The following is a 21696-nucleotide window of genomic DNA, read 5'->3' on the forward strand; positions in this document are numbered from 1 at the left end:
AGTAGATCCTCGTCGTGCTCAGGAGCATTGGTCATGCCTACGCATCAGAAACTCCTTCGAGATAATTTTGTCGTTGAGCGACAAGCTATCAAGTCACATCTGATTCTTGACCATTTGACTCACCCTGAAGATGCCAGCACAAGGGAGCGATTTGAAGCTCTGGCGAGAGCAATTCGCGATGTGATCACTCCTCGCTGGCTGGAAACGGAAGCGACTTACCGAAATCAGAATCCTAAACAGATCTACTACCTGTCGATGGAATTTCTGATAGGGCGCATGCTTGTCAATAACATCGTCAATCTGGGATTAGACGAAACAATTCGTGACTCATTGAGTTCTGATCTACTTGGTGATTGGGAGGATCTTGTTGATTCTGAACCGGACGCCGGACTGGGAAATGGTGGACTTGGAAGGCTGGCTGCCTGTTTTATCGAGTCGTTGGCGACACTGCAGATGCCGGGGATGGGATACGGATTGCGATATGAATATGGAATCTTCCGTCAAAGTCTCGACAATGGCTTTCAGCGAGAGCAACCCGATCACTGGCTGCAGTATGACGATCCCTGGGAAATCAAACGGTGCAGGGAGAGTGTTCAGGCATCGTGGAGATGTTCGTTCGGTCTCGAAAATGGGATGCTGAAAGTACGTCATGAACAGCAAACGCAACTGATCGGTGTGCCCTATGACCGTCCCGTTGTTGGTTATGGTGGGAAGTCGATCAATACACTACGTCTGTGGTCAGCAGCATCGCCAGATTATTTCGACTTTCAAGAATTCGGCACGGGCGATTTTGTGGGAGCAATGCTGGATCGAACAGTCGCCGAGACGATTACTCGCGTGCTGTATCCTGATGACTCGACAACCGCTGGCCAGGCATTGAGGTTCCTGCAGGAGCATTTTCTAGTCACCTGTTCTCTGGCGGACATCATTCGAAAATACCGTCGTGAAAACCTCGACTGGTCAATGCTTCCGACTCGTGTCGCGATCCAGATGAATGACACGCATCCAGCGATGGCGGTTGCGGAATTGATGCGAATCCTGTTGGATGTAGCAAAACTGGGCTGGGAGCAATCGTGGGAACTCACGACTTCGACACTGGCATACACGAACCATACGTTGCTACCCGAGGCACTTGAAAAATGGCCGGTTCGATTGTTTGAAGCCGTTTGTCCTCGACTGCTGGAAATCATTTACGAGATTAACCATCGATTTCTGAGTGACGTCAGTGAGAAGCATCAGAATGATGTGTTAAAGATGGAGACGATGAGTCTGCTCGAAGAGAAGCCGATTCGCCAAGTCCGTATGGCCCATCTGGCGATTGTCGGATCTCACAGCGTAAACGGCGTGGCGAAGATCCATTCAGATCTGCTTAAGACGCGTGTCGTCTCCGACTTTGCCGAGATGTTCCCTCACCGGTTCAACAACAAGACTAATGGGATTACACCAAGACGCTGGCTGCTGGTGGCAAATCCTGAACTTTCGAAACTGATCACCGATGTCATGGGTGATGGTTGGATTACCGACGCTGACCAGTTGCAGGAACTTTCCCTTTTAGCGGAAGATTCCCCTTTTCAGGAGGCGTTTCGTGCCTGTCGACGAACTAATAAGGAGCGACTGGCAGCGTGGTTACAATCGACGACCGATCATCGCATTGATGTCGATTCGATTTTTGATTTTCAGATCAAACGCATCCATGAGTACAAGCGGCAGTTGTTAAACATCCTGCATGTCATTTGGCTTTATCAGCGAATGCGAGATGACTCCTCATTTACGGTTCCGCCTCGAACGATTCTCTTCGCTGGAAAGGCTGCTCCTGCATATCAGCTGGCAAAACTCATCATCAAGTTGATTAACAACGTGGGTAAAATGATCGACGAGGAGCCAGCGACAAAGGGCAGGCTCAAGGTGGTGTTTGTGCCAGATTACAAGGTCAGCGTGGCAGAGCGAATCATTCCTGCATGTGATCTCTCTGAGCAGATCTCTACTGCCGGCTTCGAAGCCAGTGGAACAGGCAATATGAAGTTCATGATGAACGGGGCCTTGACAATTGGTACGCGTGACGGAGCGACGATCGAGATGGCTGAAGAAGCCTGCGAAGATCACTTCTTTCTTTTCGGACTCACTGCGGATGAAGTTTCATCGAGTCGCGTTTGGTACAGTCCGCGCTGGCATTATGAGAATGATCTTCGCGTTCGGACCGTGCTAGATCTGATTCGCGACGATCACTTCAGCCCGCAGGAGTCCGGATTGTTCATTCCGATTGTCGAGACGCTGTTGACGAGTGATTATTTTATGCATCTGGCTGACTTCGGCTCGTATGTCGAAGCACAGGAGCGTGTCTCGCGTGAGTATCAAAATGAGAATGAATGGACCCGGAAAGCGATACTCAACATGGCGGCCTCGGGGCATTTCTCCAGTGACCGCGTAATTCGGGAATATGCCCGTGACATTTGGGAAGTACATCCATGCCCGGTCAATGAAAAAGGGGCGTCACAATGACTCGTGATGAATGGATCGAGATTCTGAGAGTAAAACCTGAAAGCAAAATCCGGTTGAAAAACTTCGATACCGGCTGGGCTCAAACGGACGAATTAAAGGAACTGGGCAAAGATGTCCTCAAGGGACGCGCCGAGGAACTCCTGGCCCAGAACATCACCCAGCTTTCTGAAGCACAGGAACTGCTCTATGCTGATAATCGTTTTGCGGTGTTGATTGTATTTCAAGCGATGGACGCGGCTGGCAAAGATGGAACGATTAAGCACGTAATGTCCGGTATCAATCCTCAGGGATGCCAGGTTTTCAGCTTCAAAAAACCATCTAACGAAGAGCTCGATCATAATTTTCTGTGGCGATATATGAAATCGCTGCCGGAACGAGGCCGAATCGGGATCTTTAATCGTTCCTACTACGAAGATGTCCTCGTCGTCAAAGTTCATCCGAAACTCCTGCATCGACAGAGCGGAGATGATTCTGAGCCCGGGAAAAAATTCTGGAAGCAACGTTACGAAGATATCAATGCCTTTGAGCGGCATCTTGTTCGCAATGGAACGTTGGTGCTGAAGTTTTTTCTGAATGTCTCCAAAGGGACTCAACGGAAACGCTTTCTTGAGCGACTCGAGCGGCCGGAGAAGCACTGGAAGTTCTCTTCTTCTGACCTGGCAGAACGTGCATTCTGGAATGACTACATGAGTGCATACGAAGATGCTCTCTGTGCGACAAGTACGGAGTATGCTCCGTGGTATGTAATTCCGGCAGACCATAAATGGGTCACGCGCGCCATCGTTGCGGATATTGTGACAAATGGAATTCTAAGTCTCAGACTGCGATACCCTCAGCTCAATCATGAGCAGCGACATCAGATCGAATTAGCGAGAGAATCATTAAGGGAGGAATGATTTCCGAGGCAATGCCTCACATTAGTAAGAGTTCATGGATTGAACAGATTTGACGTGACATTCTGAATAAGCAGCACTACTCTGACAGAGTCATCCATGAAATGTTAGCAACCACCTGGTTGTTATCTTCTGATGACAGATGTCTAAAAATGATTGGCAGATATCTCCCAGCCAGACACGGAAGGTCGCTCATCTCACATTACGTGATTGAGAACGCCCATGAATGCTGAACGGATCCTGATTGGACGTGCGGGGATCAGGAATGGCTCTGTATTCGAATTGGCAGGTGAAAGGCCTCACCCCCCTGCCGCAATTCATCTCAGGCCAGTTGGTCATAACCAACGTCTCGCGCTATCAAGAAAAAATCGGCGATCAGTCGTCGTCGAGAAGCTTACGCTGGATCAGCTTCAATTCGAGCTGGCAACCAGATTTATCAGTTTGCCTGTCGACCAGATTGACGATGCCATTGAGCTTGGGCTATCTCGTCTCGGACAAGTTCTTCAGATTGATTACAGCCGGTTCGCGCAGTTCTCCTCGATCACTTCCGAAATGCGGGTCACCCATTGTTACATGAGAGAAAGAATTGCTGAACGCCTCGATTTGTCTGCTCTAAAGATCGTTCCCTGGCACGCAGCCAATCGCATTCGCGAAGGGAAAATCATACAGTTCCTGCGCCTGCCAGATGAATTGCCGATCGATGCTGTTCATCAACGTGAATACTATCGAGACAACGACGTAAAAAGTGAACTGGTTATCCCGCTAATGGTCGGCGGAATGCTTCACTCGATGATTACCTTCGCGGTAATGACGGAATATCGCCAATGGCCGGACGAACTGATGCAACGACTGTGGCTAATCGGACAAATCTTCGCCAATGCTTTGTCACGCAAGCAAAATGAGTTGTCGCTGCGGATGCAGGGCGAACAGATTGTGCGACTGGGGCGTGTCAACCTGATGGGCGAACTTGTTGCCGCGATTTCGCATGAGATCAATCAACCGTTGAGTGCGATTTGCTTTAATGCACAAGCGGGGCTGCATATGCATCGGGATCCTCATGTTCCCGCAGCGGAAACGAAATTACTACTCAACGACATTCTGTCCGATATCACGCGTGCCAGTGATATCGTCGCTCGTGTGCGCAGCATGTATCAGATGGAACAACTGAAGACGAAGGTGGCATCGGTCAATGCGGCGGTTCAAGAAGTCGTCCAACTTATCCGGGGGCAAATGTTACGTGAGCGAGTAAACGTTTGCATGGAACTCTCGATGGATGACTTGCTGGTCATGATCGATCGGGTGCAATTACAGCAGGTTATTTTGAATTTGATGGTGAATGCAATCGATGCGATGAAAGACATCACATCGGAACGCCGACTGAGAATCAGCACGAGCCAGTCGTCAAAAGGTACTGCGAACATTCGAGTCAGCGACACCGGGCCTGGCGTCGATAAAGAGCATCGGTCGAAAATCTTCGATTCCTTCTTTACGACGAAATGTCATGGAATTGGTGTGGGACTGGCGATCAGTCGAACGATCATTGAGTCCTCTCATGGGAAGCTGCGTTTGATCGATGTGGACGAACCTGGCGCAACATTCGAAATCGAGTTGCCGCGATCGGAGAGTGTTGACGATGAACAGTGAAACGCAGTGGGTCTATATCGTCGATGATGACCTCAGCCTGTGCCGAGCTTTGGCCCGATTGCTGCGTGCCACTGGCAAGCTGGTCGCCACGTTTCTTTCAGCGACTGAATTCCTCGAATACGAACGGTCGGATGCTCCAAGCTGCCTGATCCTGGATGTCCACATGCCGGAGCTCAATGGCCTGGAACTTCAAGAAGAACTCGTGAATCGTCAGATGCTCTTGCCGATCATCTTCATGACAGCCGAGGGCGATATCCCGATGTCTGTTCGCGCCATGAAAGCTGGTGCGGTCGATTTTCTGCCCAAACCATGTGAGGAAAAGCAACTCTTGTCGCTCGTCGATGAAGCGCTTACGCGGGACCGTCAGGATCGCGAGCGTCGTTCGAGGATTTCGGAAATCCAGTCGCGCCTGACCGAGCTTTCTCCCCGCGAACGAGAAGTACTGCTCCATGTGACTGCTGGTTTGCCCAATAAACTGATCGCGTTTCAAATGGGAATCAAGGAAAAGACCGTGAAGGTCCATCGCGGTCAGGTCATGCAGAAGATGCAGGCTTCCTCCCTGGCGGAACTGGTCCGCATGGCTGATAGCGGCCGGCCTTGAGATCCGAATGACCGGATGAACCTGTGGGTGAATCTTTGCCGATCTGAGTTGGACTAAAGTCCAATGTTCGTTTTGAGCTTCTGATCTACGATACTCATCTCTTCAGTAAAAAGTATCAATGGACGTCATGCGCCCTGAACACGCTTTGCCTTCATTCTTCAGAGGAAATAGTCACCATGTCGACAACTCTGGATAAAACGTCTGCGACACGCTCAGCCGGGAAGTCAGGTCAATACTCTCCACTCACCGACGATGAAGTTCATCTGCTGAACCGATATTGGCGAGCACTCAATTATCTCGCTGTTGGCCAAATCTACCTGCTGGACAATCCACTTCTCCGGGAGCCACTCAAGCGCGAACACATCAAGCCTCGTCTCCTCGGGCACTGGGGGACTTCGCCCGGTCTGAATATGTTGTGCGTCCATTTGAACAGGGTCATAAAACGTGACGATCTCAACGTGATTTACGTCATTGGTCCTGGACACGGGGGGCCATCACTCGTGGCACATGCGTACCTGGAGGGGACTTACAGCGAGGTTTATCCTGAGATCAGCCAGGACCTGGAAGGACTGCAGAAGTTCTTCAAGCAATTCAGCTTTCCAGGTGGCATTCCCAGTCACGTTGCGCCAGAGACTCCCGGAAGTATTCACGAAGGGGGAGAACTCGGATATGCCCTCAGTCATGCCTATGGAGCAGCGTTTGATAACCCTGACCTGATCGTCGCCTGTGTCGTTGGCGATGGAGAAGCAGAAACAGGACCACTGGCGACCGGTTGGCAGGGCAACAAGTTTTTGAATCCGGCACGGGATGGAGCCGTGCTGCCGATCTTGCATTTGAATGGCTATAAGATTGCTAATCCCTGCTTTCTGGCTCGCATCCCTCAGGAGGAACTGCAAAAGTTTTTTGAAGGAATGGGATACAAGCCCTACTTCGTCGATGGTCACGATCCCCTTGATGTTCACGGACAGCTCGCGGAAGTCATGGATGAGGTTGTTCAGGAAATTCACTCGATCTGGCACGACGCGCGAGTCAATGGAAATCTTAAACGTCCCGCATGGCCGATGATCGTCTTTCGTACTCCCAAGGGTTGGACATGTCCGGCTGAGATTGATGCCAAGAAGTGTGAAGGCTACTGGCGCAGTCATCAGGTTCCCATGGGTGAGATGAACCGGGAAGACCATATCACGATCCTTGAGCAGTGGATGCGGAGCTATCGTCCCGAAGAGCTTTTCGACGAACACGGAGCATTGCTACCAGATCTGGCGGAACTCGCTCCGAAAGGCCACCGCCGCATGAGTGATAATCCTCATGCGAATGGCGGGTTACTGCTCCGTGACTTGAAGTTGCCGAACTTTCGTGACTATGCCGTCGAAGTTCCCAGCCCGGGCGCGACAACCACTGAAGCTGCACGCGAAATGGGGCGGTTCCTGCGTGATGTTATGAAGCTGAACATGGACGCGAAGAATTTTCGACTTTTCAGTCCCGATGAGAATAACTCCAACCGCTGGCAGGATGTCCTGGAGGTCACCAATCGATGTTATATGGCCGAGATTTATCCTGAGGACGATAAGCTCAGTCCGGATGGGCGCGTCATGGAAGTCCTCAGCGAGCACCAATGCCAAGGGTGGCTGGAAGGATACCTGCTGACAGGCCGTCATGGATTTTTCTCATGCTATGAAGCGTTCATTCATATTATTGATTCCATGTTCAATCAGCATGCCAAGTGGCTGAAGGTCTGTAACGAGATTCCCTGGCGTCGTCCGGTGGCATCATTCAATTATTTCTTGAGTTCACATGTCTGGCGTCAGGATCACAACGGGTTCAGTCACCAGGATCCAGGGTTCATCGATCACGTCGTCAATAAGAAAGCAGAAGTCATCCGTGTCTATCTTCCGCCAGATGCCAATACGTTGTTATCGGTAACAGATCATTGCCTGCGAAGCCGAAACTACATCAATGTGGTTGTCGCAGGGAAACAGCCATCCCCTCAATGGCTGACAATGGAACAAGCGGTCAAACACTGCTCGGCCGGTCTTGGCATTTGGGAATGGGCATCAAACGACAAAGGCTTCGAGCCGGATGTTGTGATGGCCTGCTGCGGGGATACGCCCACCCTGGAGACGCTGGCCGCTGTTGAGTTGATTCGAACCCATCTTCCGGAAGTGAAGGTGAGAGTGGTCAACGTTGTCAATCTCATGAAATTGCAACCCTGCAACGAGCATCCCCATGGTCTATCTGATACGGACTTCGACGCGATCTTTACGACTGACAAGCCGGTCATCTTCGCGTTTCATGGCTATCCCTGGTTGATCCATCGTCTGACGTATCGACGAAAGAATCATAAGAACCTGCATGTCCGCGGATACAAGGAAGAAGGAACGACGACGACACCATTCGACATGGTGGTACTCAATGAACTTGATCGATTCCATCTCGTGGAAGATGTGATTGATCGGCTTCCGCAGTTGGGGGCTCGGGCTGCTTACTTCAAACAAGCTATTCATGAGAAGCTCATTGAGCACAAGGAGTACATCGAAAAGCATGGCGACGATATGCCTGCCATCAGTGGTTGGCGCTGGGGGGCTCAAGCGGTCAAAGCTGTCTCAGAGACTTCTACAGAAGGCGACAATGTCTAATGAGCATGGTAGCAAACAACCTCTAAAGAGGACCAAAGATGGCATCCGAGCATCCGCGATTGTTTCTCGTGCGTCACGGCGACACGGAATGGACTGATACACGCCGTCATACAGGGCGTCAGGATATTCCGCTCAATGAAGTCGGCGAGGCGCGAGCTCGCGAGCTTGGAAAAGCGCTGCAGCGATTCAACTTCCGACAAGTCTTCACCAGTCCTCTACAGCGAGCTTCAAAGACTTGTCAGCTTGCTGGATTTTCAAATGTTGCCGTGGAAGACAATGATCTACTCGAGTGGGACTACGGCCTGCTGGAAGGCAAAACGACCCGAGAGATTAAGAGCATGCTCCCAGAGTGGGAGTTATTTGCTGATGGTTGTGATGGCGGGGAAACTCGCGATCAAGTAGCCGCCCGTGCGGATCGCTTTATCGCCAAAAGTCGTCAGATACCAGGCGATACACTCGCATTTTCAAGCGGACATATCATTCGCATGATTGCTGCTCGCTGGATAGATCTTTCGCCAACTATGGGGCGTGTCTTTTATTGTCGACCTGCCAGCGTCGGCGTCCTCGCGTATGAGCATGACACGACCCAGGAGCCGATCATTGCATTGTGGAATTATCGTGTTCCACAGGAGGGATGGGAGCCGCTGTTGAACGATTTTACGGACACGACGATGCGGGGCTGAACCACGATCAGGGGAATCGATATGAAACAGTCCTACGCCAGTCGGAGCGCTCCTTTGGGAGCGACCATCAGGGATGGTGGTGTGAATTTCAGTCTTTTCTCACGCACCGCAACCGGGGTTGAGCTACTGCTTTTTGAATCGCAGGAGAGTAGTACTCCGTCCCAGCTCATCAATCTGGATCCTGTCAAGAATCGAACCTATCACTATTGGCATGCCTTTGTTCCTGGCCTCCAGGCCGGCCAGATCTATGGCTACCGTGTCAAGGGACCTCATCAGCCCGAATCAGGTCTGCGCTTTGACCCACAGAAGGTTTTACTGGACCCTTACGGGCGGGGTGTTGTCGTCCCATCAAACTATGATCGACGGGCGACTGCTGGTCCTGGCGACAATACAGCCACTTCAATGAAGAGTGTGGTTGTCGATCCAGGTGAGTATGACTGGGAAGGGGATGCGCCGTTGCGTCACCCATCTGCTCGCTCGATTATTTTTGAAATGCACGTTCGCGGCTTCACTCAGCATGCAAACTCTGGTGTTGCACAATCCAAACGCGGGACCTACGCCGGCTTGATTGAGAAGATCCCGTATTTGCAGGAACTGGGAGTCACTGCTGTAGAACTTCTGCCAGTTTTTCAGTTCGATGCCCAAGATTGTCCAGCTGGTCTGATTAACTACTGGGGTTACGCTCCCATCTCGTTTTTTGCTCCGCATGCTGCATACAGTTCCGTTCGCAGTCCTCTCGGGCCGATCAATGAATTTCGTGACATGGTCAAAGCACTTCATCGTGCCGGGATCGAAATCATCCTCGACGTCGTCTTCAACCATACAACCGAAGGAGACCAGCGGGGACCGATGCTGTCGCTGCGAGGCATCGACAATCCGACGTACTACATTCTCGAACAAGGAGGCGAAACCTACGCGAATTACACGGGCTGCGGAAACACGCTGAACTCCAATCATCCGGTTGTCCGACGCATGATTGTTGATTCATTGAGATACTGGGTGCAGGAAATGCACGTCGATGGCTTTCGGTTTGACTTGGCATCGATTCTCTCCCGCGATTCCACGGGGAATCCATTGCCCAATCCTCCCGTGCTATGGGACATCGAATCGGACCCTGCATTGGCAGAGACAAAGCTGCTGGCAGAGGCCTGGGATGCGTCAGGACTTTATCAGGTCGGCAGTTTTGTCGGGGACGCCTGGAAAGAATGGAATGGGCGATTCCGAGATGACGTGCGTGACTTTTTCCGCTGTCAACCGGGCTCGGTGCGTCAGATCGCCGACCGCCTCGTGGGCAGTCCCGAGATCTATGAGCATAAGCAGCGAGAGGCCGAACAGAGTGTCAATTTCATTACCTGCCATGATGGATTCACGCTGAATGACCTTGTGTCTTATAACGATAAGCATAACGAAGCCAATGGCGAATCCAACCGTGATGGAGCCAATGACAACCGCAGCTGGAACTGTGGTATCGAAGGTCCGACAGACGATTCACGAATCGAAGCCCTTCGAACGCGTCAGGTCAAGAATTTTTTGACGACGACGATGCTGTCGATCGGGTTGCCGATGTTGGTGATGGGAGATGAAGTTCGTCGAACACAATCGGGCAATAACAACGCCTACTGCCAGGATAACGAAATCAGCTGGTTCGACTGGTCGCTCCTTGAGAAACGTGCAGACATTCTACGCTTCGTCAAGCTCCTGATTCAGCGTCGCCTGTTGCGTGATACAAAGCATGAGACGCAGCGGATCAGCTTGCGCACCATGTTGGAAACGGCTCAAAAATCCTGGCACGGAGTCAAGCTCAATCAGCCAGACTGGTCAGATGATTCGCATAGTGTCGCGCTGGGTGCAGACATCAGGGCGGAAGGGACTTTGATTCATCTCATCCTGAATGCCTATTGGGAGCCACTCACGTTTGAACTTCCCGCGATCCCCGAGAAGCGAACCTGGAGACGCTGGATTGATACCTCACTGTCATCTCCTCACGACATCGAGGACTGGTTGGCCTCGCCGGTCGTCATCGGAAATTCCTACCTGGCGCAAGAGCATTCTGTGGTCGTATTATTAAGCAAATACACTTGAGAAGGTGGATTAAAATCACGTGCAATTTTTGTTGCTGAATGCCGGGTCGAGCAGTTTAAAAGCCGTCCTGATGGAATCTGAGAGCGAAACTACGCTCGCAACTGGTCATTTCGACTGGACTGGGGACGAGGTTTATTATGCCCTTTCAGTTCTGGACGCAGAACCGGTCAAAATGAAGATGTCGAAAGTCTCATTGCGAGATGCTGTTTTACGTCTCTTTGACGACTTGAGATCGATCTCCACGCCGCCAATCTGCAACTTGAGTCGGCTTTCAGCCGTCGGGCATCGGATCGTGCATGGAGGGGAATTTACATCATCGGTCGAGATATCCGCCGAGATCCGCGAACGAATCTCGAACTTGTCTCGTTTGGCTCCCCTGCATGATCCTCCCGCTCTGGAGATTCTAGCCGCTGCGGAACAGGCATTCGGTGCATTACCCCAGATCGCTATCTTCGATACAGCTTTTCACTCCACGATTCCAGTTCATGCAAGTACCTACGCGATACCCGAACAATGGCGTAACGAGTGGGGGATTCGTCGTTATGGATTTCATGGCTTAAGTCACGCTTACTGTTGTGGACGAGCCCGAGAAATGCTCACACAATCAGGCAGGTCTTGGTCGAAGCTGGTCATCTGTCATCTTGGCCATGGCGGTTCTGCGGCCGCCGTTCTTAATGGACAGAGTGTCGATACGACGATGGGCTTCACACCAATGGAGGGCTTGGTGATGGGGACCCGCTCAGGTTCGATCGATCCCGGTATTCTGTTGCATCTGCTCACAACGCATCACCTCACGGCCGACGAAGTTAATCATGCCCTCAACTATCAATCTGGTGTTCTGGGGTTGTCCGGAATCTCCTCCGATATGCGGAAAGTCATCGAGGCGGCAGTGACCAACGATTCTCGCGCGAAACTGGCCATCGACGTTTATGTCCATCGCGTCCGCCAGACGATCGGAGCATTTTATGCTGTTCTCAACGGACTCGATGCGATTGTCTTTACAGCCGGTGTCGGTGAAAACTCGGCTTTGATTCGACAACGCGTTTGTGATGGACTGGACGCGATGGGGATTTCGCTCGATGCAGAAAGGAATCGCCACTGTCAGCCAGATATGGATATTGCAGACTCAACTTCTAATACGAGAGTCCTGGTAATAGCGACTCGGGAAGACGTGACGATGTGTCGCGAAGTCGCGATGGTTCTTCAGGGGTAACAAACCAGGCCTCTTGGACTAAAGTCCAATACCGGGGCTGATCTCCGCTGCTAGTATCGAGCTTGGCAATTCCGTTCCCCAAGAACGTCAATGCACAAAATTCGCATGATGAACCACATGATGTGTCAGGCACAGATGGATCGCTCTCTTGTTAGCATAGGCCATGCTGTCTTTCTTCTTCTCGTGACACTCTCCCCTGGATGTCGCGACGAAGAAGTCCGTCCGCCAGCAATACGCCCCGTTCGAGCGATGAAGATTGAGGGACTGTCAACATTCAGCGGTCGCTCATTTCCCGGCACGGTTGAAGCAGTTGATGCTGTCGAACTTTCGTTTCGCGTCGGAGGACCGCTCGTTTCTTTCCCGGGTAATGAATTGGGAAAGAAGGTTGTCAAAGGTGACTTGCTCGCTCAAATCGATGCACGTGACTTCGAAGTACGGGTACGCGATGCCTCGGCGACTCTGGAGAAGTCGAAAGCCGAACTGGACGCCATGCGTGTCGCTCGTCCTGAAGACATTCAGAAAATGAAAGCAGAAGTCGATCGAACTCTGGCCGCAGCTCAGTTTGCCAAGGCAGAGTACGACCGCAACAAAGGGCTTTTTGAGCGAAAAGTCCTGACTCCCAGTGAAGTTGAACTCTCAGAAGCTAAGTTTCGCCTGTCCGAAGCGGATGTCGTCAAAGCCAAGGAAACACTTCGTATCGGCGAACAAGGTGCGCGTCCGGAAGAAATTAAGGCGAAGGATTCTGAAATCCAAGGCCTCGAAGCTGCACTACAAAAGGCTCGTGACGAACTCTCCGACACGCGGTTACTTGCTCCCTTCGATGGATCGATCTCAACCACGTATGTCGACAATTACCAACTCGTTCAACCACGTCAGCAAATCGTCAGACTCGTCAATACCAGCGAATTTGAAATGCGGGTCGATATCCCGGAGAACCTCATTGCACTGGTTCCGAAAGTATCCGATCCGATCATCATTTTGAAAACCTCTCCTGACGTGGAAATCCCAGCTAGAATCGCTGAGATCGGAGCAGAGGCTTCACGTACAACACGAACCTATCCAGTCAAACTTCGTTTTGCACCGCAGCCAGGCGTGGATGTTCGACCCGGGCTGACCGGGACTGCAAGAAATCGAGGAACTCCAGTCGAAGGGACGACCGTGGAAGAAATTTCCTCCATCGTTGTTCCGGTTGACGCGGTGTTCGAACATGACTCGAAGCCGTCGATCTGGATCTTCGATCCTTCCTCTAAAACGGTCAAACATCGCTTTGTGACGGTATCTGGTATGACTGGCTTTGGAGTTCAAGTCACCGGCTTGAACGTTGGCGAGTGGATCATCACAGCGGGAGTCCACTATCTTCGAGAAAATCAGACGGTCCGTCTTCTCGACGAGTCCGCCAAAACCGGAGGTGAAACGCCATGAGCATCGCCGCCGGGAGTGTCGAAAGGAGTACCGTCGTTGGATTCGGAATGGTGCTGCTGGTCATTGGCGGACTGGCGGCCTTCTTTGCGCTTGGTCAGTTGGAAGACCCGGAGTTCACGATCAAGAATGCAACGGTCGCGACCTTCTATCCCGGTGCCAGTGCCGCGGAAGTCGAACTGGAAGTCACCGATCGAATTGAGATCGCCATCCAGGAGATGCCACAAATCGAAAAGCTGGAATCTGTCTCCAAGCCCGGCTTTTCCTTGATCAAAATCGAGATTCTGCCTCAATATCCAGCCGCCCAGTTGCCGCAGATTTGGGATGAGCTGCGTCGGAAAATTAACGATGTCATTCCGTCTCTGCCACCTGGTTGTGGTGAACCGTCTGTGGCTGACGATTTTGGAGACGTTTATGGCTTTCTGCTGGCAGTCACTGGTGATGGATTTTCTCTGGACGAGTTGGAGAACTATGCCGACGAAGTAAAAAAGAATCTGAGTCTCGTCAAAGGTGTGGCACGTGTTGAACTCTGGGGAGTTCCGCAGCGATGCATTTACATGGATGTTTCCCAGTCTCGCTTATCGCAACTGGGCATCACGATGGAGGAAATTCAAAAGACACTCTCCGAGCAGAATCTCGTCGTCAAGTCCGGAAGCGTCGACCTGAACGACACTCGCTTCCGGATCGCTCAGACGGGTGCATTCACGTCGCCGGAGGATATTGCCAACCTGAATATCCGAGGACGATCCACGCAGGGAGTTTCTGGTAGTGACGAGCTTCTTCAGATCCGAGATATCGCCGAAGTGCGACGCGGCTTTGTAGAACCCGCGACGACCGAGATGCGATACAAATCCACGGACACTGGGCCACTGTCCATTCCGACGATCGGTATTGCCATCTCCAACCAGCTGGGAACCAACGTCGTCACCCTGGGTAAAAAGCTGGATGCAGAAATAGAAGGGCTCAAGGAGATTCTTCCCGTCGGCGTTGAACTGCACCACATCTCCTGGCAGGCGGACCAGGTCGATGAGTCGATTCAGGTATTTGTTGTCAGCCTGATCGAGTCGGTCGTCATCGTCGTCGCGGTGCTGTGGCTTTTCATGGGATTCTGGACGGCCACCGTCGTGGGGATCTCCGGTTTGCTGTTGACGATTATCGGAACATTCCTGTGCATGAACCTGTGGGGAATCGACCTGCAGCGAATGTCGCTGGGGGCGCTGGTCATCGCGATGGGGATGATGGTTGATAACGCCATCGTCGTGGCAGATGGTGTACTCGTACGATTGCAGCGGGGAATGGATCGTCGACGTGCAGCAATCGAAGCCGCGACCCAACCTGCGATGCCACTTCTCGGTGCCACATTGATCGCCGTGCTTGCGTTCTACCCGATCTATATGTCGATTGAAGGGGCAGGGGAATACTGCGAATCACTGTTCCAGGTCGTCGCGATCTCCCTGATTCTCAGCTGGGTCCTTTCGGTGACTGCAACGCCCTTGCTGTGCATCTGGATGTTGCCAACACCCAAACAGACACAGGCTGGCGATGAGTATAGCGGAGCATTCTTCGGAGGCTTCCGTCGCATTCTGGAATGGTCGATTCGCCGACGTTATGCCGTCATCATTGGGCTTGTCGCCGCGATGGTCGGGACGCTTTCCCTGTTCCCGATGATTGATAAGACCTTCTTTCCCGACTCAGCTCGTCTGCAGTTGATGATCGATTATTGGGCGCCTCAGGGAACGCGGATTCAGACTGTCTCTGCGGATATGGAAACCATCGAGAACCATCTGCTTGAGCAGCCCGGCGTCACATCTGTCTCGTCGTTCATCGGCGCGGGACCTCCACGTTTTTATCTACCAGTGGAACCTGAAGGAACCAATCCGGCCTATGGGCAATTCATCGTCAATGTCGAGTCCCTTGATTCTCTGAATACCTTGATTACACAGATTAATCCCTGGCTGAAAGAGAATGTGCCTCAAGCCGAGCCAGTGATCCGTCGTTACGGTCTTGGTCCCAGCAATACATGGACGGTCGAGCTACGCATTGCAGGTCCTGGGAATGTCGATACCGAAACAATGAGGACGATCACTCAAGATGCCATTAACATCATGCAGGACAGTCCTCATGCAGAGATCGTACGCACCAACTGGCGCCAGAAGACTCGAAAGGTACAGCTTGATTATTCCGAAGAGCTCGCACGTTGGACCGGTGTTTCTCGTTCGGATATCGCCGTCGCCGCTCAGCGTGCCTACGATGGTGTAGTCGTCGGTCAGTACCGAGAGAAGGACAAACTTTATCCCATCCTCGCGCGGCAAGTGAATGAAGAGCGCGCCGAATTCCCAGGCCAGATGGAACTCCTCCAGGTTCAGCCGAGTTCATCGACCGAAATGATTCCCCTCTCACAGGTAACCGACTCCATCGACGTCCAATGGGAAGAAGCAGAGATTTGGCGTTTCAATCGACGGCGTGTCGTGACAATTCAGGCCAGAACGGCTGATGGTGTTCCTGCCTCACGCTTGCGAAACGATATTCTTCCTGCGATCAAAGCCTATGCAGAGAAGCTGCCTCCAGGTTTTAAGATCGACTGGGGCGGCGAATTTGAGGATTCGCGAGATTCACAGCAGTCGCTGATCCCTGGCATGGTCCCCGCCGTGCTGATCGTGGCGCTGATTCTGGTTTCACTCTTTAATGCTTTCAAGCCCCCCTTAGTCATTGTCGCAGTCGTCCCGTTTGCATTGATCGGAGTTACGATCGGTCTGTTGGTCATGGGACAACCCCTGGGCTTTGTCGCATTGCTGGGAGTGATGAGCCTTTCAGGCATGATGATCAAGAACGCGATCGTCCTGCTTGACGAAATCAACATGCAGAAAGAACTGGGCAAAAGCGATTATGACGCAATGCTGATCGCAGCCATGTCACGCCTGCGTCCCGTTGGACTGGCCGCTGGAACGACGGTTCTGGGGGTAATTCCACTTCTCCAGGATGTGTTCTGGGTATCGATGGCTGTCGCGATCATGTTTGGTCTGGCCCTTGGATCTTGTCTGACCATGATCGGAGTTCCTGTGTTGTATGCCTGTCTGTATGGAGTTCCATCCCCTGAGAAAACGACGCCATGACGACCGAGACGCTCACTGAATTCTTTGTTCGACATACCCAGATCCTCTCGATCGTCGGGGACATTCTGACGGTCCGCGCTTCCAATATCGGGCTGGGAGATCTGGCGGTGGTCGAGAACTGGGATGGAGAAACCTCGCTGTCTCAGTGTGTTGCAATGAAAAACGACGAAGTCTCGCTGCAGGTCTTTACGGGAGGGAAGGGGCTTTCAACGGATGCCAAAGTCCGCTTTCTCGGGCACCCTATGCAGGTCGCATACTCACCGAACATTCTGGGCAGAGTCTTTAATGGTGTCGGCGAGCCAATTGACGGGGGGCCAACACTCTCGGCCGATCCCCATCTGAGCATCGGCGGTCCATCGGTCAACCCCACGACCCGTATTGTTCCGACGAAGATGATCGAGACGAAAATCCCGATGATTGACGTCTTCAATTCTCTCGTCGAAAGCCAGAAGATCCCCATCTTCTCGATTGCAGGTGAACCGTACAACCAGCTTCTGGCGCGGATCGGCATTCAGGCGGATGCCGATGTCATCGTCTTCGCGGGGCTGGGACTGATCTTCGATGACTATCACTTTTACCGCACCCGTTTTGAAGATGAGGGAGTTTTCCCGCGCACCGTGATGTTCGTCAATCAGGCTTCCGATCCGATCGTCGAACGCATTCTGGCTCCGGACATGGCGCTCAAAGTCGCTGAGCGTTTCGCCGTCGAGGAAAGTAAGCGGGTTCTTGTCTTGATGTCTGACATGACCGCTTACGCCGATGCTCTGAAAGAAATCGGGATCTCGATGGAGCGGGTCCCTTCGAACCGTGGCTATATGGGCGATCTCTACAGCCAGTTGGCCGTTCGGTATGAACGTGCCTGCAACTATCGCGGAGCAGGTTCAGTCACGATCCTGACTGTCACAACCATGCCGGGCAACGACGTCACCCACCCGGTGCCCGACAATACAGGCTATATCACCGAGGGACAATTCTACCTGCACGAGGGGATGATCGATCCATTCGGCTCCCTGTCGCGACTCAAGCAACAGGTCATCGGAAAAGTCACACGTGAAGATCATGGCCAGTTGATGAATACGATGATCCGGTTCTATTCTGGTGCGCAAGAGGCGAAGAAGAAGCAGGCAATGGCGTTCGATATGTCCGCGTTCGATGAAAAGCTACTTCGCTTTGGAACACTGTTTCGTCAGAGGTTCATGGAAATTGACGTTTCGATGCCGCTCAACGACGCGCTCGATCTCAGCTGGCAGACGCTCGCTGAATGTTTCGAACGAAACGAACTGCTGATGAAGGAAGCGATCGTCGATAAGTACTTCCCTGCACGCACTGCCAAGATACCTGCTACGGAGGGAAGCTGAGATGGCCCTTGCCCTCAACAAAAGTGCTCTCAAGCACCAGCGTGACCAGTTGGGACTCTTTCGCAAGTTCCTGCCCTCGCTGGATCTGAAGCGACAGCAGTTGCTTGGCGCGCTCAAAGCCGCACGTCTGGAACTGGAAGACGCTCGCTCACAACACGCCGTAATCGAACCACAATTGAATGAGCTCTATCCTTTACTCGGCAGCGATACCCTCGCCACTCGCGATCTAACGCAGTTGATCCGCATTGAGCATGTCGACATCGGATCAGAGAATCTGGCTGGCGTTCACCTTCCGCGTCTGGGTGTGGTTCAAGTAAGTGTCAATCAGTACTCGATGCTCTCGACGCCGCACTGGGTTGACAATCTGGTTCATTTGCTCAAGCAGTCAGCTGAATTGCAACTACGCCTGCGCGTCATGCAAGTGCGTGTTGACCGTCTCGAAGCTGCCGGACGAAGGATAACTCAACGCGTCAATCTTTTTGAAAAGGTACTGATTCCACAGGCAGAGCGACAGATCAAGCGAATCCAGGTTTACCTGTCGGACCAGGAACGATCTGCGGTTGTGCGCTCGAAAATTGCCAAGCAGAAAAAATAAGGAGTCCTCAGGTGTCGATTGTAGTGCTAGACAAAGTGACGTTCGTGGGAGACCTCGCAAAACGCGAAGAACTTCTCGAATCGCTACAGCGTCTGGGCATCATGCATTTGACCAGCTTAAACCACCGGAATGTCAAAGAAGCACAGGACGGGATGATTTCTGACCAGACACGTCTGGCTCTCAAAGACCTGCTGGCATGTCCTGTTCGCAGGCCCGCGAGTCCATCTCATGCAGACATCAGAATCGTAGAAGTCACGCGCGAAGTGCTCGAACTCAAACGACTGAGAAATGAACTTAACGACGAGCGAGATTACACCGTCAAATCGATCCGCGATCTGACGCCGTGGGGTGAGTTCCAGACTGTCCCGGAGAAAGACCTTGCTGGTAACAGCCTCTGGACTTACATGATTCCTCACCAACAAATGCGACTTCTCGAACGCGTATCGCTCCCCTACGCGATCGTCAATCGTGGTCCTGAGGATGTTTACGTTGTCGTCGCTTCGCCCGAAGAACCGGACAACATGCCCGGGCAACGTATAGAACTAGACCCTCGACCTCTTTCGGCCATTCGCTCGCGATTGGATGAAATAGACTCCATCCTTTCAGAGCTTGAATGGAAGCGGGCAGAACTGACGAAGTGGATCACTCAACTGCGAATGAGCATTGATGTCGCCGATGATACCGCCGCTCGGGAGTGGGCTCGGGATTTGTGTGCCACGTCGGAACCACTCTTTGCAGTACAAGGCTGGGCGCCACGAGTGGATCGTTCCGACCTGATAAGAATTGCCAGCGATCTAGGGATGGCCGTCTCGTTTCATTCCCCTGTGCACGGCGAAAATGTCCCGACACTACTGAAAAACCCCGATGTAATCGCTGGCGCCGAAGGGGCAGTGACGTTCTACACCACACCCGCGTACGAGACTTGGGATCCAACACGTGTCGTGTTCTATTCGTTTAGTCTGTTTTACGGGATGATCATCGCCGACGCCGGGTATGGAGCAGTAATGGCATTGGCCCTGGCGTTGGGCTGGACACGATTGGGGAAGTCAAACTCCGGCGCCCGGTTGCGTTACCTTCTTCTTGCAATCACGACAGTTTCGATCATCTTTGGCATGCTGGTCGGTAGCTACTTCGGGATGACGCCATCTTCGGGATCTTGGCTTAAGCGATGGCAGATTCTCGATTTTGCAAACCGCAGTCAAATGATGTTTCTGTCGCTGGTCATCGGGATTGCTCATCTGTCTCTTGCCAACATGATTGCAACTTGGAATGCACGTGGGTCTTTAATTGCCTTGAGCAGTCTCGGGTGGCTGTTGGTGCTCTGGGGCGGTTTTCTGGTCGCGATTGGTTCTTCTGAGAGTCTGAATACGCGAATCACCGGCGGCTTCGGGAAGGTCCTGCTCTTGTCCGGATTACTATGTGTATTGTGCTTTAGCAGCATGCGCCCTCTGCAGGGCTGGCGAAATTGTCTGGGACGAATCGGCGATGGACTCTCGGCTTTGACGAATGTCACAAAACTCTTTGGTGACGTACTGAGCTACCTGCGATTGTTCGCGCTTGGCCTTGCCAGTGCACAGCTTGCAGCCACCTTTAATCAGCTGGCCTTCGACATGAGTCATGTACGTGGCATTGGACTTCTTCTGGCTATACTCATTCTTGTTGGTGGCCATAGCATCAATCTTGTACTGGGGCTGATGGGAGGCGTTGTCCATGGCCTGCGACTGAACTGTATCGAGTTTTTCAACTGGAGTCTGACCGAATCGGGATCGCCGTTTCGGTCGTTTCGTAAAAAGGCGACCCTGTAATGGATGGCTATTTAATCGTGCTGGGATGGATTGGCATCTTCGCGCCGATGGCTCTGGCTGCTATTGGAAGCATCATCGGCTGCTCAAGAGCAGGACAGGCTGCCTGTGGGGCGATGTTGGATGTCGAAAGCGGATATGGGCGATTCATAGGCCTCTCTGCACTTCCCTCGTCACAACTGATCTATGGCATTGTGGTCATGTTTTCTCTCAATCGAACCGTTGGAGTGATCAATTCACCAGGATTGTTTGCCATTGGAACGTTAACAGGGCTGGCGTTGATGATCTGCGCAATTTATCAGGGGGCCTGCTGTGCCTCCGCCATCAACGTCAGCAAAAGTAAGCCGGAAGTGTTTGGACTGGCATCCGCCCCCGCAGCCATCGTGGAAGGATTTGCTGTCTTTGCATTCGTCTTTGCACTCGTCTTGAGCGGCGGCATTCCAACTCCATAAGGAGATCAACCATGGCAACGACTACGAGCAAAGAAGTGGCGCCTCCGATCGCCATTTCTGGTGTCCAGGAACTCATTGATCGCATCCGCAACGAAGGAGTCGCGCGCGGAGAAAAAAGTTCGGAAGAACTCATCGCAGCCGCTCGCCAAGAAGCCGCAGCAATCGTTGATCAGTCAAGACGTGATGCCGAAAAAATGCTCGCCGCAGCTAAGAAAGCATCCGATGACCTCAAGATCGCAGGCGACAATGCCGTTCGTCTGGCAATTCGAGACGCGACATTAACGTTGACCGAAGAACTCCGCACTGATTTTGCGTCCAAGGTCCGAAAGCTCGTCGCGCATACGATGAAGGATCGGCAATTTCTCGAACGCCTCATCCTCGAGATCGCCCGACGTGCGACACCACCAGACACGGGATCGAACGTCGAAATGCTTCTTCCTGATCGTATTTCATCGTCCGAACAAATTCAGAATCAGCCAGAAGAACTCACGAGCCCACTCTCACAGTTCGTCCTGGAACTCTCCAGTGAGGTACTTCGAGAAGGCCTGACATTCACGACAAACCCGGAAGACCAGATCGGCATCCGACTTCGCCTGAGGGACCAGAATGTCGAAATCGATCTCACGGATCGCGCCATTACAGACTTACTGATGGCTCACCTTGGGCCAAGGTTTCGCGCACTGATGAAAGCCGGAGAAGCCTGACG

15 protein-coding genes are annotated in these 21696 nt (G+C 52.3%); all 15 read left to right on the plus strand.

The features are described 5' to 3' along the window. Nucleotides 1–33 precede the first annotated feature (33 nt). The 15 genes from SH248x_RS01260 (at nt 34) to SH248x_RS01330 (ending at nt 21694) form a co-directional block, all read left to right on the plus strand. The gene (locus tag SH248x_RS01260) at nt 34–2499 is read left to right on the plus strand and encodes a glycogen/starch/alpha-glucan phosphorylase (protein WP_459556697.1); all 2466 of its coding nucleotides are present in this window, start codon (nt 34–36) and stop codon (nt 2497–2499) included. Continuing rightward, nucleotides 2496–3395 (plus strand): polyphosphate kinase 2 family protein, encoded by a 900-nt coding sequence (locus SH248x_RS01265; protein ID WP_459556698.1) that lies wholly within the window; start codon nt 2496–2498, stop codon nt 3393–3395. Before SH248x_RS01260 ends, SH248x_RS01265 begins: the two co-directional genes overlap by 4 nt. A gap of 438 nt (nt 3396–3833) precedes the next feature. After that, entirely contained in the window at nt 3834–5036 is a 1203-nt protein-coding gene (locus SH248x_RS01270; protein WP_459556699.1) for a sensor histidine kinase, read from the plus strand. Beyond that, entirely contained in the window at nt 5026–5637 is a 612-nt protein-coding gene (locus SH248x_RS01275) for a response regulator transcription factor (RefSeq protein WP_459556700.1), read from the plus strand. Before SH248x_RS01270 ends, SH248x_RS01275 begins: the two co-directional genes overlap by 11 nt. A 176-nt stretch (nt 5638–5813) precedes the next feature. Then, on the plus strand, nt 5814–8273 hold the full coding sequence (locus SH248x_RS01280; RefSeq protein WP_459556701.1) for a phosphoketolase family protein: 2460 nt from the start codon (nt 5814–5816) through the stop codon (nt 8271–8273). Between the two features lie 38 nt (nt 8274–8311). After that, the gene (locus SH248x_RS01285) at nt 8312–8956 is read left to right on the plus strand and encodes a histidine phosphatase family protein (RefSeq protein ID WP_459556702.1); all 645 of its coding nucleotides are present in this window, start codon (nt 8312–8314) and stop codon (nt 8954–8956) included. A gap of 21 nt (nt 8957–8977) precedes the next feature. Then, on the plus strand, nt 8978–11038 hold the full coding sequence (gene glgX / locus SH248x_RS01290) for a glycogen debranching protein (protein WP_459556703.1): 2061 nt from the start codon (nt 8978–8980) through the stop codon (nt 11036–11038). A 19-nt stretch (nt 11039–11057) separates the two neighbouring features. Beyond that, a complete protein-coding gene (locus SH248x_RS01295; RefSeq protein WP_459556704.1) occupies nt 11058–12251 on the plus strand; it encodes an acetate/propionate family kinase in 1194 nt (397 codons plus the stop codon). A 90-nt stretch (nt 12252–12341) separates the two neighbouring features. After that, on the plus strand, nt 12342–13673 hold the full coding sequence (locus SH248x_RS01300; RefSeq protein WP_459556705.1) for an efflux RND transporter periplasmic adaptor subunit: 1332 nt from the start codon (nt 12342–12344) through the stop codon (nt 13671–13673). Then, entirely contained in the window at nt 13670–16783 is a 3114-nt protein-coding gene (locus tag SH248x_RS01305) for an efflux RND transporter permease subunit (RefSeq protein ID WP_459556706.1), read from the plus strand. The genes SH248x_RS01300 and SH248x_RS01305 overlap by 4 nt, the downstream gene beginning before the upstream one ends. Further along, nucleotides 16780–18141, plus strand: coding sequence for a V-type ATP synthase subunit B (locus tag SH248x_RS01310; protein ID WP_459556707.1), 1362 nt, complete (start codon nt 16780–16782; stop codon nt 18139–18141). Before SH248x_RS01305 ends, SH248x_RS01310 begins: the two co-directional genes overlap by 4 nt. A 1-nt stretch (nt 18142) precedes the next feature. Beyond that, a complete protein-coding gene (locus SH248x_RS01315) occupies nt 18143–18736 on the plus strand; it encodes a V-type ATP synthase subunit D (protein ID WP_459556708.1) in 594 nt (197 codons plus the stop codon). 11 nt (nt 18737–18747) lie between these two features. Then, entirely contained in the window at nt 18748–20541 is a 1794-nt protein-coding gene (locus tag SH248x_RS01320; RefSeq protein WP_459556709.1) for a V-type ATP synthase subunit I, read from the plus strand. Then, the gene (locus SH248x_RS01325; RefSeq protein WP_459556710.1) at nt 20541–20990 is read left to right on the plus strand and encodes an ATP synthase subunit C; all 450 of its coding nucleotides are present in this window, start codon (nt 20541–20543) and stop codon (nt 20988–20990) included. Before SH248x_RS01320 ends, SH248x_RS01325 begins: the two co-directional genes overlap by 1 nt. Before the next feature lie 11 nt (nt 20991–21001). Beyond that, nucleotides 21002–21694, plus strand: a complete 693-nt coding sequence (locus SH248x_RS01330) for a hypothetical protein (protein ID WP_459556711.1) — start codon at nt 21002–21004, stop codon at nt 21692–21694. The last annotated feature ends 2 nt before the right edge of the window (nt 21695–21696 follow it).

The sequence above is a fragment of the Lacunimicrobium album genome (genome assembly GCF_052161635.1).
In the GTDB taxonomy this organism is placed as follows: domain Bacteria; phylum Planctomycetota; class Planctomycetia; order Planctomycetales; family Planctomycetaceae; genus SXPC01.

Excerpts from the sequence above, each read along its gene's own strand:
- SH248x_RS01330 (WP_459556711.1), top strand. The coding sequence starts at position 21,002 with ATGGCAACGACTACGAGCAAAGAAGTGGCGCCTCCGATCGCCATTTCT.
- SH248x_RS01315 (WP_459556708.1), top strand. The coding sequence starts at position 18,143 with ATGGCCCTTGCCCTCAACAAAAGTGCTCTCAAGCACCAGCGTGACCAG.
- SH248x_RS01305 (WP_459556706.1), top strand. The coding sequence starts at position 13,670 with ATGAGCATCGCCGCCGGGAGTGTCGAAAGGAGTACCGTCGTTGGATTC.
- SH248x_RS01280 (WP_459556701.1), top strand. The coding sequence starts at position 5,814 with ATGTCGACAACTCTGGATAAAACGTCTGCGACACGCTCAGCCGGGAAG.
- SH248x_RS01275 (WP_459556700.1), top strand. The coding sequence starts at position 5,026 with ATGAACAGTGAAACGCAGTGGGTCTATATCGTCGATGATGACCTCAGC.
- SH248x_RS01310 (WP_459556707.1), top strand. The coding sequence starts at position 16,780 with ATGACGACCGAGACGCTCACTGAATTCTTTGTTCGACATACCCAGATC.
- SH248x_RS01300 (WP_459556705.1), top strand. The coding sequence starts at position 12,342 with ATGCACAAAATTCGCATGATGAACCACATGATGTGTCAGGCACAGATG.
- SH248x_RS01265 (WP_459556698.1), top strand. The coding sequence starts at position 2,496 with ATGACTCGTGATGAATGGATCGAGATTCTGAGAGTAAAACCTGAAAGC.
- SH248x_RS01260 (WP_459556697.1), top strand. The coding sequence starts at position 34 with ATGCCTACGCATCAGAAACTCCTTCGAGATAATTTTGTCGTTGAGCGA.
- glgX (WP_459556703.1), top strand. The coding sequence starts at position 8,978 with ATGAAACAGTCCTACGCCAGTCGGAGCGCTCCTTTGGGAGCGACCATC.
- SH248x_RS01285 (WP_459556702.1), top strand. The coding sequence starts at position 8,312 with ATGGCATCCGAGCATCCGCGATTGTTTCTCGTGCGTCACGGCGACACG.
- SH248x_RS01325 (WP_459556710.1), top strand. The coding sequence starts at position 20,541 with ATGGATGGCTATTTAATCGTGCTGGGATGGATTGGCATCTTCGCGCCG.